Source organism: Paenibacillus sp. P3E, from assembly GCF_001909045.1.
GTDB lineage: Bacteria > Bacillota > Bacilli > Paenibacillales > Paenibacillaceae > Paenibacillus_AQ > Paenibacillus_AQ helianthi.
In genome coordinates, this window is the sequence record NZ_LVWH01000003.1 from 1 (window position 1) to 17,483 (window position 17,483).

At 52.8% G+C, this 17,483-nt stretch carries 8 protein-coding genes and 1 pseudogene; all 9 read right to left on the reverse strand.

Annotated elements, in window-relative coordinates; all coding sequences use genetic code 11:
- Positions 1-708, reverse strand: a pseudogene (locus A3842_RS01845) (alpha-mannosidase); the annotation flags it as partial.
- Positions 695-3,265 carry a glycoside hydrolase family 3 N-terminal domain-containing protein gene (locus A3842_RS33125; RefSeq protein ID WP_256701430.1) on the reverse strand — a complete coding sequence of 857 codons (2,571 nt, stop codon included), beginning with the start codon at positions 3,263-3,265 and terminating at the stop codon, positions 695-697. The gene A3842_RS33125 and the pseudogene A3842_RS01845, both read right to left, overlap by 14 nt.
- Before the next feature lie 28 nt (positions 3,266-3,293).
- Positions 3,294-4,178 (reverse strand): carbohydrate ABC transporter permease, encoded by an 885-nt coding sequence (locus tag A3842_RS01860; RefSeq protein WP_074100243.1) that lies wholly within the window; start codon positions 4,176-4,178, stop codon positions 3,294-3,296.
- Positions 4,179-4,195: 17 nt separating this feature from the next.
- Positions 4,196-5,098, reverse strand: a complete 903-nt coding sequence (locus A3842_RS01865) for an ABC transporter permease (protein ID WP_074100244.1) — start codon at positions 5,096-5,098, stop codon at positions 4,196-4,198.
- A gap of 91 nt (positions 5,099-5,189) precedes the next feature.
- Positions 5,190-6,893 carry an extracellular solute-binding protein gene (locus A3842_RS01870; protein WP_074100245.1) on the reverse strand — a complete coding sequence of 568 codons (1,704 nt, stop codon included), beginning with the start codon at positions 6,891-6,893 and terminating at the stop codon, positions 5,190-5,192.
- A gap of 23 nt (positions 6,894-6,916) precedes the next feature.
- Positions 6,917-9,637: an endo-beta-N-acetylglucosaminidase gene (locus A3842_RS01875; RefSeq protein WP_305953363.1), complete on the reverse strand. Its 2,721-nt coding sequence runs from the start codon at positions 9,635-9,637 to the stop codon at positions 6,917-6,919.
- Between the two features lie 153 nt (positions 9,638-9,790).
- Positions 9,791-11,449 (reverse strand): response regulator, encoded by a 1,659-nt coding sequence (locus A3842_RS01880; RefSeq protein WP_074100247.1) that lies wholly within the window; start codon positions 11,447-11,449, stop codon positions 9,791-9,793.
- A 23-nt stretch (positions 11,450-11,472) separates the two neighbouring features.
- Positions 11,473-13,212: a sensor histidine kinase gene (locus tag A3842_RS01885; RefSeq protein WP_074100248.1), complete on the reverse strand. Its 1,740-nt coding sequence runs from the start codon at positions 13,210-13,212 to the stop codon at positions 11,473-11,475.
- 191 nt (positions 13,213-13,403) lie between these two features.
- Positions 13,404-17,414 carry an endo-1,4-beta-xylanase gene (locus tag A3842_RS01890; protein ID WP_074100249.1) on the reverse strand — a complete coding sequence of 1,337 codons (4,011 nt, stop codon included), beginning with the start codon at positions 17,412-17,414 and terminating at the stop codon, positions 13,404-13,406.
- Positions 17,415-17,483 lie beyond the last annotated feature (69 nt).

The following is a 17,483-nucleotide window of genomic DNA, read 5'->3' on the forward strand; positions in this document are numbered from 1 at the left end:
GACCATATGAATGGTGCCTTCTGCGTTGCCGCCAATCCCTGCAATATCTGTACGCAGCGCCTCTTCCAGGGCGGCTACAGCACTGCCTTCACGAACCTCAGGCTCATTTAAATTCAAATATTCATCCATCACCCGGTACAAGGCTTCCAGCATACGCGCGCGGCGCATATCCGCTTCGGGCAGCAGGATCGCCGCATCGCGGACGATGACGGCGGTATACATCAGGCTCTGGACCGGCTCATTGACCCGTACCAGCCAGGTGCGGATGGCCCGGATCGGCGGCTGGATGACCGCCTGCTGATTCAGCGGGTCCACCGGCTCGGGAATGGGATCGAACAATTCGATTTCCAGCTCCAGCGGCCGGCCGTCCGGCGAGGCTTCCAGGGTTACAAAGGTGTGGTTCCGGTCAAGGCCGTGGCGGGATTCCCCGTTCACCCGCAGCAAGCCCTCGCCGCCCGACTCAAATATGAGCCCCGTACGCTGCCCTTGCCATTCTGCCGGGATTTCCAGTGTACGGCGAAAAAAATAGGTGGTTCCCTGCACACTCGGGAACAGGTTGAAATCTCCGCCTTCGGTATACGGCCGCATTCCGTCATATTGACCCGGCACGGTATAGACCGAAGCCTGAATGTCCCAGCCTTCCAGCGCCTGCTGCTCCAGCCATTGCCGCTCGGACAGCTCGCGGATGAATCTTCTAATCCGTTCCATGTGACCCCTCCGTTACCTCGAGTGCGGCTTCCAGCACCTCATTGACATGACGGCCCACCAGCACCTTGAATCCGCCCGGCTCCACGACAGGCTGAGCCTCCGGGCCGATATATTGCAGCTGCTCCGCGCCGACTTCAAATTCTACGATTTGCGCTGCGCCTGGAGCCAGCGTGATTTTGCGGAAGCCTTTGAGTTCCTTCGCGGGTCTGGACACCTTGCTCACCACGTCGGAAATGTAGAGCTGAACGACCTCGGCACCTTCCCGTTCTCCCGTGTTGGTCACGGTGACCGTTACGGTTGCGGTTTGGTCTGCCGTGATTGCCTGCGGCTCCACCTGGAGTTCTGAGTAGCGGAAGCTCGTATAGCTCAGTCCGAACCCGAACGGGTAGCGGGGCTGCGAATCGGCTTCCAGATATTGTTTGCCGCGTGAACGCTTGCCGTTGTAGTACACCGGAAGCTGACCCACATCCTTCGGCCAGGAGATGGTCAGCCGTCCGGAAGGATTCACGTCTCCGAACAGAATATCCGCCACCGCATGGCCGCCCTCCTGGCCGGGATACCAGGCTTCCAAAATGGCATCTGCATGTTCTTCAATCCAGGGCTCACTCACCGGACGGCCGTTGATATAGACCACAATGACCGGCTTGCCCAGCTGATGAATTTCCTTGAACAGTTCCCGCTGCACACCTGAGAGGGCCAGCGAGATCCGGTCAATCCCTTCGCCGCAGTCCATATCGCTCCAGGCATGCTCTGTCACCTTTGACGCTCCGGTCTTCAGGTCGATGCTGCCTTCGCCGAAATCGCGGGCACTTGAGCCGCCGAGCACCATGACCACCGTGTCGGCCTGTGCGGCGCAGGCCAAGGCGGCTTCGAAGCCTTCCCTGTCCTCGCCTTTGATCCGGCAGCCGGGGGCGTACAGCACCCGCTCTGCTCCAAGCTTGCTGCGGACCCCGTCTAAGACGGTGACGATACTGGACCGCGGCTGCGGTGAGGTATAATCTCCCAGCTGATTGTACGGCGCATCGGCGTTCGGGCCAATGACCGCAACCTTGCCGGTGCTCCCGCTGCCGCTATTGCCTGTGGCACTCGAACTGACGCAGCCGCTCAGGCTGTTGTCCGCGCCACTCGAACAAATGCTGCCACTCCTACCGTTGCCTACGCCGCTCGCACGGATGCCGCCACTGCTGCCACTGTTGCCTGCACCACTCGCACCGACGCCGCCATCGCTGCCAGGATTGCCTACGCCGCTCGCACGGACGCCATCAACGCTACCGCTACCGTTATCACTACCACTGTCACGTTCACTGTCACTGCTGCCCCCGCTGACCTTTAGCGGCAGCGTCCCGCCTTCATTCTTCAGCAGAATGATGCTCTCCGCAGCCAGCTTCCGGGCCAGCTCCCGGTGCTTCGCGCTGCCGATGAACTTCTCGGCCGCTTCCGGATCGGCGTACGGCTGCTCGAACAGGCCGAGCCTGAACTTCAGCTCCAGCACCCGCTGCACGGCGCGGTCCAGAACCTCCACCGCCAGCTTGCCGCTGCGGACAGCACCGACGAGATGTTCTCCGAACATGACGCCGGACATCTCCATATCGATCCCCGCTGTGATGGCCTGGATGGACGCATCCAAACCGTCCTCAGCGACATCATGGCCGGCGGCCAGCATTTCGATGGCGCCGCAATCGGTAATCACGAGGCCGTCAAAGCCCCATGCCCCCCGGAGAATCTCCTCCAGGAGTGCGGTATTCGTTGTACAGGGCACGCCGTCAATCTCATGGTAGGCGGGCATAATGGACACCGCGCCGGCTTCCACCGCCTTCTTGAACGGCAGCAGATCCACTTCCAGCAGCTCGCGCCAGCCCATATGCACCGGACCGGCATTGCGGCCGCCCTCGGAGCTGCCGTACCCGGCGAAGTGCTTCAGTGTAGCACCCACACTATCCGGGCTGCTCAGCGATTCTCCCTGCAGCCCCTCCACGGCGGCCACCGCCAGCTCGCTGATCAGGTAGGCATCTTCGCCAAAGCATTCCTCCGTCCGGCCCCAGCGGGGATCGCGCACCACATCCAGCACCGGCGAGTAGGTCACCGTTCCACCCTGGCTCCGGGTTTCCAGTGCCACCGCCCGGCACATCTCCCGGTACAGGTCCACATTCCACGAGCTGCCCAGTGACAGCGGAACCGGAAATACGGTCGCCCCGATGGCCATATGGCCGTGCGAGCACTCTTCCCCGATCAGGATCGGGATGCCGAGGCGCGAGTTCTCGATGGCATAACGCTGAATCGCATTCACTGCCTCCGCCCCCTGGCGCGGGGACAGACCGCTGGCCAGGGTCACTCCGGTCCACGGATCCGCGCGGAGCATGCCGTAGAGCGAGCCGATGCCCGTTTCTGCTACCTGACGTTTAAAATCCTCAGTAAGAGTAATCTCCCCTTCAGTATGTTCGTAGACTTGCCAGCCGAAGGGCTGAACCAGCTGTGCAGCCTTTTCTTCCAAGGTCATCTGTCCCAGCAGATGCTCTGCCCGTTCTTGGGGGGAGCGCTGATTAGACTTGTCACTCATAAGCTTCTCTGACCTCCCTTTCCTGGAGTTATCCCTTAACACTGCCGAGTACGAGACCCTTCACAAAATACTTTTGTAAAAATGGATAAACAAGCAGAATGGGGAGCGCTGTCAGAAAGATCTGAGCTGCCCGTCCCGTACGGTCCGACACGAATTTCAAGGTATCCGGGTCCTGCATTTTCATATTTTTCAGCGAATTGGCATCTATTGTAACGGCTTGAAGATAAGTCGCGAGCGGATAATGCTCCGGGCTTTTCATATAGATCAGTCCATCGAACCAGGAATTCCAATGGAATACCATCGTTAACAGCGCAACGGTCGCAAGCGAGGGAAGGGAAACGGGCAGATAGATGCGGAAGAGCACGGTCAAATGGTTCGCACCATCCATCAATGCCGATTCTTCCAGTTCTTTAGGCAGCCCCCTGAAAAAATTCAGGACGAGAATGACATTGAACACGTTAACGGCACCAGGGAGAACCAGAGCCCAAATCGTATCCAGCAGCCCCGTCTGTTTTACTGCCAGATAGGAAGGAATCAGACCGCCGTTGAACAATATTGTAATGACGAAAACCCATGCATAAATGCTTCTCCAGGGAAACTTATCGTTTTCCTTGGAGAGCGGATAAGCGGTAAGGACACAGATGAAAAGACTCAGTACAGAGCCGAGCACAAGCCGTTCGACTGAGTTGAACAGGGAATGCATGAATGTGCCGTACTTCATCACGACTGCATAAGAGTGGAGATTGAAATCCACCGGCCAGAAGTTGACCTGACCTGCACTTACCGCGCCCGAAGAACTAAAGGAGACCGCCAGCACATTGAGCATAGGCAGAAGACAAACGATAGATAAGGCGATCAGGAAGACATAATTGCAGATCATAAACAGCATCCGGGATTTTGAACGTTTATACATATCAGGAACCCCTTTAATTAGAAGATTCGGTAATTCGCCAGGCGATAGGCCAGATAATAGGAGCTCGAAATGAAGAATAGCGAAATCAGCGATTTGAATAGTCCGATAGCTGTAGATACGCTGTACTGGGCATCAACAATCCCAATGCGGTAAATCAGTGTATCCAGCACATCTCCCGAAGAATAGGTGGCAGGTGTGTACAGGTTGAAGATCTGGTCAAAGCCTGCATTCAGCACATTGCCCAGACTCAGTGTCCCCAGGAGAATAATAATCGGCAATATCCCCGGGAGGGTCACATTCAGCGTCTGCTTCCATCGCGAGGCACCATCCATCAGCGCGGCTTCATACAGGGAAGGATTAATTGCGGTAAGAGCTGCCAGATAAACTATCGTATTGAAGCCAAATTCTTTCCAGATATCGGTGGCCACCAGTACGAAACGGAACCATTGATTATCCCCCAGAAAGAACACCGGATTGAACCCGAAGAAGGCAATCACCTGATTGACCACACCGGAGGAGGGCGAAAGAATATCCTTCAGAATCCCGGCCAGAATGACCCACGAGAGGAAGTGGGGAAGATAGATCAGGGTCTGAACACCTTTTTTGATAAAAGTGTGCACCACCTCGTTGAGCAGCAGGGCAATGAGGATGGGCACAATCAAATTCCCAATCATTTTCATCACGGCGATCCATACCGTATTTCGCAGCACCGGCAGAAACTCCGGCATTTTAAACACATAGGTGAAATTATCGAAGCCCACCCAGGGGGAATGGAGCATCCCTTTAAATCCTGAGAACTTCTCAAACGCTATCACAATGCCGGCCATAGGATAATAGCAGTAGACCAGCACGAGAATTAGAGCGGGAAGCAGCATCAGGTGCAGGATTGTATGTTCTTTGAAACTCCTCAGATAGCGCATTCTCTTCGTCTCCCTCAATCCATTTATTGATATGAGGCCATTCGAATAGGCGAAGGGGAAGAATCCTCCCCCTCCGCTCACCGATATTCTTTTAATGTGAGGCTTTCCAATCATTCACTTCCTTGGTGATTTGGTCACCGCCGAGAGAGTTCCAGTCCGCTACGAACTTGTCAAAATCCTCGCCGGAGCCTTTATTCATAATAATTTTCGTAAAGACCTCCTGCTCCAGCTTATCCAGCGAGCTTTTTTTGGTCACCATGGTTGGAGTAGGAGCGCCGTAAAACTCGGATTTCAGCTGATTCGGCAAATTATCTTTTTTGATAATGGCAAAAGCGTCAAATTGGCGCATGGTGCCGTAGCCCTTGGCGATATCTCCTTTTTTGAAAGCTTGAATTGCGTTGAAGGCTTCGATCTGCTCGGAATTCAGTTTGGAGGAATCTCCAGAGGCAAGCGCCGCTTCCACTGCATCGAGATTATCGGGAATATCTTTGGTGGTCGGCCAGGATTGCACGAGCGGATATTTAAAGTAGCTGACGACCGGTGTAACATTCATATTTGCCCCGAATTTGGCATTCTCGGACGTTGCTCCCCACATTTTTTCCTGGAATTCATTCAGCAGCTTCACAGCCGCCTCCGGATGCTCGTATCCTTTGCGGATGACCGTATAGGAGTTGACGGTTGGGTTGACCGCTTGAACCACAGGCTTGCTGCCATCTACGGATACAATGGAATAAGGCTTCAAGTTGACCAGATCGGCATTCTTACTGACATCAATGGGCCAGAGCGAATTCCAGTTCCCGCCATACCACATACCAAGCTTATTGCCAATAATATCCTCGCCCAGCTTGCCTCCATCCTTGACAATCCATTCCTTGTCGATGAGTCCGTTTTTGTACAGCTCCTGCAGCTTAAGCAGAGCTTCCTTGACTTGAGGCTGAATGCCGCCATAGACAATCTTGCCGTCGCTGCCCTTCACCCACATTCCGGGATAGGCCTTAAATCCGGCAAACCAGCCACCGAGATCGGCAACATCTCCTCCAGTCATTACCGGACCCTGGGCGATGCCCAGCCCGTAGCTGTCCTTCTTGCCGTTTCCATCCGGGTCCTTGTTCACAAAGGCATCGGCGATAGCCTCCAAATCCCCGATGCTTGCAGGTTCGGCCAGTCCCAGCTTCTTCAGCCAGTCCGATCTCAGCCAGAGCACATCATTATTGGTTATGGTTCCCGCCAGATTAGGCAGCGCCATAAGCTTGCCGTCAAAAGTAGCGGAGCTGATCCCGATGCCTCCGTCCTTGTTCATCAGCTCTTTGGTGAACGGCTTGGCAGATTGCTCAAAGGCTTCTGTCAAATCGGCAAGCTGGCCCTCCTCAACAAGCTGCTGCAGTTGAGTGGAATTGACCTGAAACATATCCGGCAGATTATCTCCCGAGCCGATGATGACATTCAGTTTGTTGGTATAATCCTCTGCCTTGGCCGCGGTCCAATCCAGCTTCACCTTGATGCCAAGGGTATCGCTGAAATAACGGCTCCACACATTGTTGTTAATATCATCTCCGGAATCATATACCCAGTTGGATTCTGCCAGCTGTGCCGCTACAATCTCAACCGGAGGATCATACTTCCCGTCCTTTTGTCCTGCAGGGGCATTGGTTCCGGCAGTGCCGGCCGCTGTTTCCTGTGCCTTCGGTTCATTGTTCACTTGGGCCTCATTGTCGGAACAGCCTGACAATACCAATACCATGGCCAGAATAAGAGCTAGACCACTGCTTCCTATCACCTTTTTGCTCGTGTGCATGTAATAGCCTCCCTAGAATTCGTCTATCTAAGTGTAAGCGGAGCTGAAAGATTGCCCGCATAGTCTTCCATGACCACGTATACAGAAGTAGTCGTGGAGGTGAAGCTCAGGCTTGCCTTGGTTGTGCGCCCCCGGATAATACGGGGTTTGCTGCCGCTGCTGTAAGTGGTGTCGAAGGATCTTGGTGTTCCGTTCTCATACACGTACAGATAACGCCAATCCCGGGTCGTAGGCATAGGCAGATTCAGCGTATTCCCGCTCCATGACCAGCTCTCGGCATAAGGAGCACAGACCACATCAATGAAATTGCCGCTTTTGGATACCGGCAGATTGCTGCCGATAGCTACAGTTACCTCATAATCATCCCCGTTCACCGGCAGATTGCTGAAGGTAGCCGAGGTAGTTCCTTGGGCAACTGTGGTTTGAGCCGAGACAGCCGCTGGAGTCGTGATTTGATTCAATGATTTAACGGTTACCTTGATCGAGCCTGCTACCCCGGCCGGATTCGTCCAGGATACGGTCAAATCACCATTGGACTGTGAGCTTGCGCTCAGATTCGAAACCGCATTATTCAGGTTGTAGGCGAGGGTCGCAGCCGTTCCTTCATTACCGTCAGCACCTACAGGAACAACCTTGATGGTGCCCGACTGGGCAGGTAATTTCTTAATATAGAACATACTGTCATATTTGCCGCCCATAAAAATGTCATTAACGTACACGTTATACTGTTTGACCTGGGCATAGTTGGTGTTCATATCCCAGTTGAGCACCATTTCTCCGGTACCCGGATAAGCAGAAGCGATGGCAAGTCCGGTTGGAGCTGCCGGGGAAACTGCTGATCCGTCATACACGCGGAGCTGGCCGACGTTCATCTGATAATTGGCAACTGCGGCGGAGCCAGGGTTATAGACAAGTCCGAGCGCAGCGATTTTCTGGCCTACATAGGCGCTCAAATTGAGCTCAGCAGTGGTCCAGCCTGTGGTCTTGTTGCCGCTGCCGGGAACAGCGATTTTGACAACTGTAGTTGGATTGGCTGCCGTTACAAGTCCGATATACATCGTGGAGGTGTCAGTATTGGAAGGCTTATTGTAGGTAACAGATACCTTGGAATTGGCATTTACGCTAAGGTCGGTCTTATACAAACGGAGAAAATTCTCCGCATTCAGATTTCCTTTGACCACAAGTGAACTGCCGCCTTTGTAGCCTCCGATTTGTTGATAGCTGAACCGGGTTGTGCCGGTAAGGTCATAGGAAGGGCCATAGTCAAAATCAACAGCGAGCCGGTTACCGGCTGTATCCTGCCACCACTCCCAGGTCACCGGAATGTCCTGCAAGCTCATGTTAGACCATTCCGCTGTATTGGAGACCGCTCCGTTCACGTAGTAAGACAGCCCGTGTCCCGTATTGAAGCTGGTGCTGAAGTTGTTCCCGCCGATTACCGAGCGTTCAGCAATAACCGAGGCTACACCCGGCCAATTACGGTTATCTGCGTATACATCAGTAACTGTATTGGTGGAAGATGGGGTTGTGTTCTTCGGATTAACATTAGGACCGGACCACCACAGCTGCTCACGCAAGGTCGTCATCCACTGATATTTATTCTCTGACCGGTGGCTGACCGGATAAGACAATCCCATATCCTCATCCAGGCCGGAATGCACAAAATCTGCCCCGAGCGTAGACAGGCTGACTCTGGGCACGCCTCCGCTCAGCTTGCTGCTCAGCTGCGAACTGTTCGTGGTGCTCCAGCGGTTGGCGCCCGCTTCAATCCCTGCGAATCCATTCTTAAGAATGTTATAGCTGGTGCCATTGGTGGTATTGAAGCTGTTAAGATAATTGATTGCATTGGTAATCTGTGTGCCGGTCATCCCGTAATCGAAGAAGAAGGAATTGGATACCTGCTTCCCGCCGTTGTACAGGAAGGAAATATTATTGGCATTGAAGGTGCGGGCGAATGTATTGGCACCTGTACTGGTATTGACCGAATCATCCCACTGCACATAAAGTCCGGCGTCCTGAAGAACTTTCATAAATGCGATGTAATTCGGAATATCAGCGACGGCGATGTCAGGACTCAGCTCTTCCTGGTTGATGAAGAACCCGTCAAAGCCATAGTATTGGGCCATTTCAATCAGCTTGAGGGCTACCGTGAACTGGCCGCTGGCATTCTTAACGAGCATCTGCTTATAGGTCTGCTGACCGCGGTCATTATTGGAGAAGAAGATGCCTGCCAGGGAGAGAACCCCATTCTTGTGCGCGGCATCGGTATAGGTTGGATTCGGGATGTTCAGCATCCCGAACTCGAACCACTTCTCCTGCCAGTTGGACTGCGCCAGGCTGTCGTAATAGGAAGGTGGGGTATATGCGGTGGCTGTTCCATGCCAGTAAGAGTAATAATCGGTGTACTGCCAGAAGTTGAAATGGTATTGGGCAAACTTGTTAGTATAGGGGGCATTCTCAATGAAAGCATTTCCATAATCCCCGGCAATGGTGCCCATTTGCACACTAGGATTCAGCGTCTGATTCGCCTGTGTTGCCGTAAACGGGGCGATTCGGGTCTGCAGTGGCACGCGGGACCGGAGCAGCGCAGAATCAGGATCCGTTTGCGGGGTCCAGTTGGCAATCTGACTGCTGGTATAGCCATGTACACTAGGCTGGTTGGCTCCGTGAGCGCTTTCACCAGTGAACGGCCAGGTGTCGCCGGCACTCACTGTGGTTGCCCCTAGCAGCACTAAGGCTATCACAGCTGGAAGCAAAGAGGCCCTCTTTCTTTTTCCCGTCCATGCGTTTCTACTCAATGTCATCACCCATTTCTATAATAATGGTGTTGCCAAAATAACCATAGCATGGGGGAAATCAGCCTCTCTACTATTCAATTTACAGATGAACTGTCTTATTTACAGTTTGGGCTTCTCGCGGTATTCACTCGGCGTCATTCCTACTGTTTTCTTGAAAAAACGGTAAAAATACCCTTCAGAAATAAAGCCGACTGCTTGGGAAACCTCCTGAACACGCAAGTCGCTCTCTTGCAGCAGCAGCTTCGCTTTATTCAGCCGCAGCTCTGTTATGTAATCCAGCAGACCAGTCTTTGTGGTCTGCTTGTACAATCGGGAGAGATAATAGGGATGATGGTTGAAGACCATGCCCAGTCTGGTCATGGATAAATCCTCCGCTAAATGACTGCTGATATAATGCTCCAGTTTCTCAACGATGTCATTCTCCTGATTCGTACTTTGAAGGGTCCTGCAATCAAACAACACATCGGCCAGTTGAATAAAGTAAGCTTTGTATTCATTCCAATCCCTCTCTGCCCCTATACGGAAGAGCAGATCCAGATCCAGCTGTCTGGCAATCTCCTGCCAGATCCCCCACCGGTTAATGGCTGACAAATACATCCCGCCGAGTGATAAGGCAACCTCCAGCCGGATCATCTCTTCATTTCCGTCCGCCCGCACCGGCAGCCCGAGAATATGACCAAGCAGATCGTAGAACTCTCCCCGCTCCCCATTCTCCAAATGCTCCTGCAATTTATGTATCTGAAAGGAAATTGCCGGTGCATGTCTCGGGGTGCTCTCTCCGGGAGCGGGATGGACGGCATCCGCAGTCTCAAGCAGAATCGCTTCCTCCTTGATGCCAAGCCCCCGGTTCAGCAGCAGCTTCAGCGATTCGAAAGGCTCCTGCAGTGCGTCCCATTCGTGAAAGGAGTTGCCGACGGCAAAGGAAAGTGTAATATTCAGCAGTTGATGGCAAGCCGCCTGAATATCCTCCAGCGAGTGCTGGAGGAACAGCAGAGAACGCCGCCGCAGCTTGTCCGTCTCCGTAAGACTCTCGTCCTCTCTGGGTTGAACAAACCAGATCATCCGTGAAGCTTCATAGGGGTAAGAGTAGCACGACAAGAACGGATGGAGATATTCTGCGGCGATATTCTGGATGGAATAGATGATCAGCGCCCGGTCAGACGGGGCGGTTATTCCCCGCCAATGATCGATACGTGTGAGGAACAGCAGCACCGGAGACTGGCTGTCCAGATGAATCTGAAGATGCTCGAACTGTTTCACACGCTGGGTCAGTGCAACCGGGTCCCCTTGCAGCAGACGATTCATCAGTTCTTTGCCCATATACGGCAGTGTGGAGCGAAACTGCTCTCTGGAGCGCTCGATCAAGCTCTGGAAGCGGACAGCTTCCTGCAGCTGCTGGAGTGCAGCTATGACTGCCGCTCCAATAACCTCATACCCTTCGGTCTTCAGAATATAATTACCGGCCCCTCCGCGCATAGCCTGCTGGATCAGCTGAAAATCATCATAGCCGGAGAGAAAAATCATACGGCAATGCGGCCATCGCTGTGATACCTGCTGCTGCAGCTCCAGCCCGCTCATTCCCGGCATACGGATATCGGACAGCACAATATCCACCTTGGTCTCTTCCAGCAGCCGGAGCGCTTCCTTACCGGAATGCGTGCCATACACCTCCAGCGCATCCAGCTTCAGATCCAGAAAATACCCAACCAGTCCGTCCACAATAATCTTCTCATTGTCCACAATCAATAACTTACTCATGAAATCCTCCTTCTATAGCAGGGCTAGAGCGGGATGCGCAGCGTTACACAGAGCCCTCCCGAATGACCTATTGCGAGCTCCAGACCGTAGGCTTGCCCATATCTGAGCTGCAGGCGGCGGTGTACATTGAACATTCCGGTTGTTTCCCCCGAATAAGCGATCGTGTGCAGCCGGTGGTTCAGCTCCTCAATCATTTCCGGATTCAGATGCCCGCTGTTATCCTCTACTCGAATCATCAGTAGATTCTCATGGTGCTCCACTTCAATTAGCAGCAGCCCAGGTCCCTCCATCTTCTCCAGTCCATGCAGATACGCATTCTCTACCAGAGGCTGCAGGATGAGCCGGGGAACCCGGACAATCCGGCAAGCCTCCGGTATTTCACCCCAGCGGATCTGAATATCCGGGAATCTTAAGGACTGGATACCTGCGTAGGCCTGGGTATGCATCATTTCATTCTCCAGTGATACCTCGTCCTCGCCGGTACGGGTGATATAACGAAAGTAATTGCCCATGTGAAGCACCAGCCGCTCCGCACTGTCTTTATCTTCCTGCCGGATTAGCGTCAGCAGAATAAAGAGACTGTTATATAAAAAATGAGGATTGATCTGGGACTGGAGCTGCTTCAGTTCTGCATGCTGAGAGCGTGTCTGCTGCTCCGATACCTCCCCGATCAGGGTGCCGATCCGGCTTACCATCGTATTGAACTGCTGAAATACATCCTGAAATTCATCATTGTAACGGTGCTGTAGGCGGAGCTCCAGATTCCCTTCCCCCACCTGTGCCAGAGAGTTGACCAGCCGCCGCATCGGCTTATGGATAAGCAGAAAGATTCCATAGGAAAATATGTAAACAATCAGAATAGAGACCAGCGTAATGACCCAATACCAGCTCTGATACTGCTTCAACACACCTAATGCTTCCGCTTCCGGCACATAATGGACAAGCGTGAGGCCAAGAGACTCCGATTGCTCATAATAAATCAGATACATTTTATGGTCCATTTCAATCCGGTCCATTCCGCTTGCCGTCTGACGGTTCTGCTGTCCGGATACCCATTGGCGGATCGATCGGGTGATGGATTCATCGTTCGTATCCCCTATGACCCATTGTTCAGGTTCATTCAAGAGAATGGAGCCGGCATTTTTCTTGCCTGACATTTGTGCCATGGACTGCTGCAATAGCGGTATAGACAGCTCTACCTCTATCATAAACATCATGTCATTTCCCGTAGTCGGATACAGCATTCCAAGAATCAGACGATTATTCACAAAAGTAAACGGAGATTGCGTCCGCTTGTCTTTACCGGCTATCACTCTGATCTCATCATCGGGGATGGTGCTGCTGAAGCTTGTTGTCCAAATCGTACGGCCGAGACTGGGGAAATAGATACGGATATCCTTGATATACGGACTCGAGCTTTTGAGAATGGAGAGCTTGTTCTCAATTCGTAATATGGTCTGGCCCCGTTCATAATCGTCCATCGAATCGGGAATGACCCCCGCCTTGAGGAAATCACCGTCACTGCTGATATATTCCCGCTCCAGGCGGAGAATCCGGTTGATCTCCGTTTCCAGCGAGCTGAGATAAAAATGCACATTGGAGGCGCTGGATTGCAGGATTTCGTTCTGAACCTTGTTTACACTCGAATGGTTCATCATCAGACTGAGCGTTTGAATGGGGATAAGCACAACCAGGAAGGAGATAATGATTTTGGGCAGAATGGTTAAGCGTTGTCCGAATAGATTGAAAGAAACAGGCTTCATAGGCAGGCTCCTTAAACACTCAAGTGAACGGAAACATCTCGATGGAATGATTATAGGCCTGTCCGTTTGAAAATACATCCGTTTGCCTGCAAATAATTGTCTGTTAGAATTCACAAAACAGCCAACCGCCGGAAATTTTACCCGCGGCTGGCTGTTTTCTATTAAAGGATAACGTGTGTATGAGCTGGTGATTACAGCTTCCAAATACGGTACACAATGACTGCCGCTTCAGCGCGGGTGAGCGCATCACCCGGAGCAAGCTTGCCGTTCTTCCCGTTCACGATGCCGTATTTCACCAAGGATGCCAGGCTCTCTCTGGCATAATCAGAGATTTGGTCTGCGTCCGAATACACACTCAGTGTTCTGCTGCCGCTGGCCTTCTTACCGGCTGCTGCCAGAGCGCGGGCAGCGATCACCATCATGTCCTGGCGGGAAATCGCCTGATCCGGTTGGAAGGTGTTATCTTCATAGCCGGAGACGATGCCCAGTTGCTTCGCGGCAGCAAGTTCTTTGCTGTAATAAGCGTCCCTCTGGACATCGCTGAATGCGGCTTGGTCCTGGCCTAAGCCGTTCAGCTCAAGGGCTCTCATAAGAAGTGCGATGAAGTCCCCCCGCTGCATCGAAGCAGCTGGCGAGAAGCTGCTCCGGGAGGTGCCCTGGATAATATCACGGGCTGACATGGCGGACACTGCCTGCTGTGCCCAAGGCACGTTCCCCATATCTTCAAAGCCTATGGACGTATACGCTGCCGCATAAGTACCAACTTGGGCGGTCTGGAATACAAGCGCTCCGCTTCCTATGTCATATCGGCCATTAGGGATTGGGGTCATGCTGCCATTGTCAGCGAGGTGCAGGGCCACTAGCGAATCTGAATGGCTAAGCTGCTCCGCCGTTGGCGTGTAGGGAATAGATACCTTAACAGGCGCATTCGGATTGCTCCATGCCATAACCTGGCCGCCAGCAAGCACGCTCAGTTCGATCACCGGACCGCTGCCAATCCGGTCACGGGCTGCCGCTGCCAGACGGTCTTTGGAGCCTTCTTTTACTCGGATGGACACGAATTCCATGTTTTCGGTCATGCTGGTCAGCATGTTGCTTGGAATCTCAAGGATTGCTTGGTCTGTCTTCAGTAAAAGAACGAAGTTTTCCGTACCCTTTAAATGTTGGGCCGGCAATTGCACTTCATACGATAGGGCGTTGGCCTGTTTCGGCACTTCGATGATGACCTGTTTCTTGCCGTTTGCTGACAGAGCGGCTTGTTCAAGCGCTTTGTTCAGGTCGGTGCCCGAAACTGCTGCCTTGGCCCCTCCGCCATCAGTCTTCACTTCGGGTTTGATCGTAACCACGCCGTCTTTGCTCACAACACTTCCTGCCTGTGGAGTAGATCCGCTAACACTGCCGTTACCGGTAACAACGGGTGCCGTCGGTGTAGGGGTTGCCGTTGATGTCGCTGTTGGTGTTGGTGTTGCAGTTGCCGTTGGTGTCGCTGTCGGTTCTGAACCAGCGGGTTTACCGGATAGGGTCAATACGCCGTACACAGAGGTGTCCTGATAGCCGTTTCCGGTCGTATCATTCCATGCGGCAACACTTTGACGGGCACCGTCTTTGGCATCATTAATCTGTATGTCAAATCCCAGTTTCTTGTTATTGCCGGCTGTTATTTTTTTAAAGGGAATCTTCATTTCAACCGTGTAGTTGGTTCCGGTAACCTGGGTGGCCGATTGGAAGCCTTCAGCGATGCTTGCCGGATTGAAGGTCGTTTCGTTGTCAAAATTAACCCTGAATTGTCCGTCATCATCCTGGTAGAACGTTGTTTTCCCGTTGTTTTCGTCCAGGAACATTTCGACGGAATCCTGTTCCCATACGTTAGCACTGCTTTTATCGAGCTGGGCATCGCTAACCTGGATGAGCACATACAGATTCTGATCATCCCACAGGGTTCTCGCCACACCACTTGCACCCTGCCAAGCCATCTGGTACCGGTTAACCTGCATTTGGGCCGCATTGCTCCAGACCGCATCAACCGTCCCGTCCACAACAGGTGTGGCATAATTCGCGGTGGACTGGTAGGCATCCGTGGGATCAGGCTGGTGCTCTACCCTATACTTTGCAGGATCAATGACGCCATAGTACGCCGGTTTAGCCTGCAGGTTCTTGTCGAACAGAAGCGGGTTGGACGCGGCCCTCCAGCTCGTATGGTCATCCAGTCCCCAGAAGGTCACGCGCTTGATATGGGCTGCATGAGCCCTGAAGATATCCATCAGCTGTGCGTACAGATAACCCTGGGCATCCGCCAGCTTATCAGTAAGCTGATTGTTGCTGCCAGCCTGAATGTCCAGCTCGGTGATACTTACTTCGACGCCCAGGGAAATAAACTTTTCCAAGGTCAATTTCACGTTCTCCGGGTTCGTGTTCACATTGTAGTGCGCCTGCATGCCGATGCCATCGATCAGGAGCTTTCCCGGATGGGTAAGCGCATACTTTTCGTTGATGGATTTAACCATATTGTAAATGGCCTGTGCTTTCTTCTGGTTATCTTCGTTGTAGTCGTTGTAGTACAGCTTAATATCCCAATCGGGATGTTCGTCCAGCACTTCTCTCGCTGTCAGGAAAGCCTGCTCCAAATAGTCTGGTCCAATGGCATCGTACCATGGAGATTGACGGAGGGACCCTTCCCAATCGGAGGGATTCGCCGGGTTATCGTTCATCGCTTCATTGACGACATCCCAGGAAATTACCTTGTCACCAAAGTGCTCCATCACGGTTCGGATATGGGTCTTCAAGTTAACGAGCGCTTCGTCCCGTCCCAAGGGAATGGTATTCCCAGCTCCATCCTTTGCCGTATTCATCCATACCGGAGACTGCTGATGCCATACCAGTACATGTCCATGCATCTGCATCCCTTCAGCCAGAACCTTATCTACCATTGCATCCGCTGCCTCAAAGGTAAACTTCCCCTTCACCTGCTGCAGCGCATCCGGTTTCATGGCATTGCCAGCGGTAGCGACATTGTGGTGCATTTTTAGAAGCTCAAGCCGGACGCCTTCGAGATCCTCACTTGTGATTGCGTTGCCGATCAAAAAATTGTTTTGATAGGCATTTTTTACAGGAATCAGGTCCTTCTGTATGGCAATTGGGCCTGTGCCGGTTTTCTCAAAGCTGATGTCATCGATATAAAAGGACGCGGTTGCCTGATTTGAGCTTTCGATATAGAGGGTCAAATATTCGCCGCCTACACTGTTATAGCGGTAGCTTCCCTCGAATTTAACCCAGCCGTCGCTGGTGCTGATGGTTTTGGGTGAAAGAGCCACATAATTCGCGCTGCTTCCACTGCCGGTCTGCGTAGACAGCTGGAGCTGGGAGCTTGCGGGATCCAACAGCTTGACCCAGGCCGATATGGTATATTCGCTTCCCTTGTCTACATATTTCTCCACACGCAATGAAGGCCCGTTCCAGGTAGCAGATCTGTTCTCTACCTTCAAAGCATAAGAACCATTCCGGGTATGGTTCTCCTCCCCTGTGACGGTCAGCTTCTCCGTCCCGGCTCTGCCTTCAAAACCGCCCGGGGTCTGGTCTTCAAAAGTAATAGTGTTGAAAGGCAGCGCCGGGTCTCTAGGCGGCTCTTCTCCACCGTCCGTAGCTCCCTTCCCTGTAATAAGGAGATCTCCGATGTAGAACGGAACCGCAGCCCCGGCTGCATTGGAGTTCACACGCAAGGCTTGATCTTTGCTTGTATCTACGGTGAATTCCTTCGTCAAAATAACGGCTGTACCAGCTACATAAGGCACTTCTGCATAATTACCGTAGCTGCTTACGGTTTGGAGCGCCGCATTGGCACCATCCGGCAGATTTACACCCGCATCAACATAAACGGCAGCGGTCACCGTGTAGGTTTTTCCGTTCTCGAGTCCAAGGCTGCTGAATTTAAAATCAGCCGCATCCCAGTTGTTCGCCCTGTTGCTTACGTATAACGCTGCTCCGTCAGCATTGCCGGCAAAACCTTTACCGGTGACAGCCGTCAGGCTTGCACCACCCGACTGAACGGCCCCGCCTGCCCCCCCTGCAAAGGTTTCATGATAAACCGTAGTGGTCTCTTCTTGTTGCAGAGTTTCAGCTTTCACATCCGGAGCAAGCCCGCCAAATGGAATCAGCAGGATCACCGCCAGAAAAACCGGGAAGAAATGTTTGAACATTTTGATCATGTTTGCACTCCTCTAAACGGATTTTGTTAAAGCGCTTACAACAATAGAAAAGCCGCCCCCTTTCTCAAC

Bases quoted from the DNA above. Each gene is read 5' to 3' on its own strand.
- A3842_RS33125 (WP_256701430.1), bottom strand. From the start codon at position 3,265: ATGAGTGACAAGTCTAATCAGCGCTCCCCCCAAGAACGGGCAGAGCAT.
- A3842_RS01860 (WP_074100243.1), bottom strand. From the start codon at position 4,178: ATGTATAAACGTTCAAAATCCCGGATGCTGTTTATGATCTGCAATTAT.
- A3842_RS01865 (WP_074100244.1), bottom strand. From the start codon at position 5,098: ATGCGCTATCTGAGGAGTTTCAAAGAACATACAATCCTGCACCTGATG.
- A3842_RS01870 (WP_074100245.1), bottom strand. From the start codon at position 6,893: ATGCACACGAGCAAAAAGGTGATAGGAAGCAGTGGTCTAGCTCTTATT.
- A3842_RS01880 (WP_074100247.1), bottom strand. From the start codon at position 11,449: ATGAGTAAGTTATTGATTGTGGACAATGAGAAGATTATTGTGGACGGA.
- A3842_RS01885 (WP_074100248.1), bottom strand. From the start codon at position 13,212: ATGAAGCCTGTTTCTTTCAATCTATTCGGACAACGCTTAACCATTCTG.
- A3842_RS01890 (WP_074100249.1), bottom strand. From the start codon at position 17,414: ATGATCAAAATGTTCAAACATTTCTTCCCGGTTTTTCTGGCGGTGATC.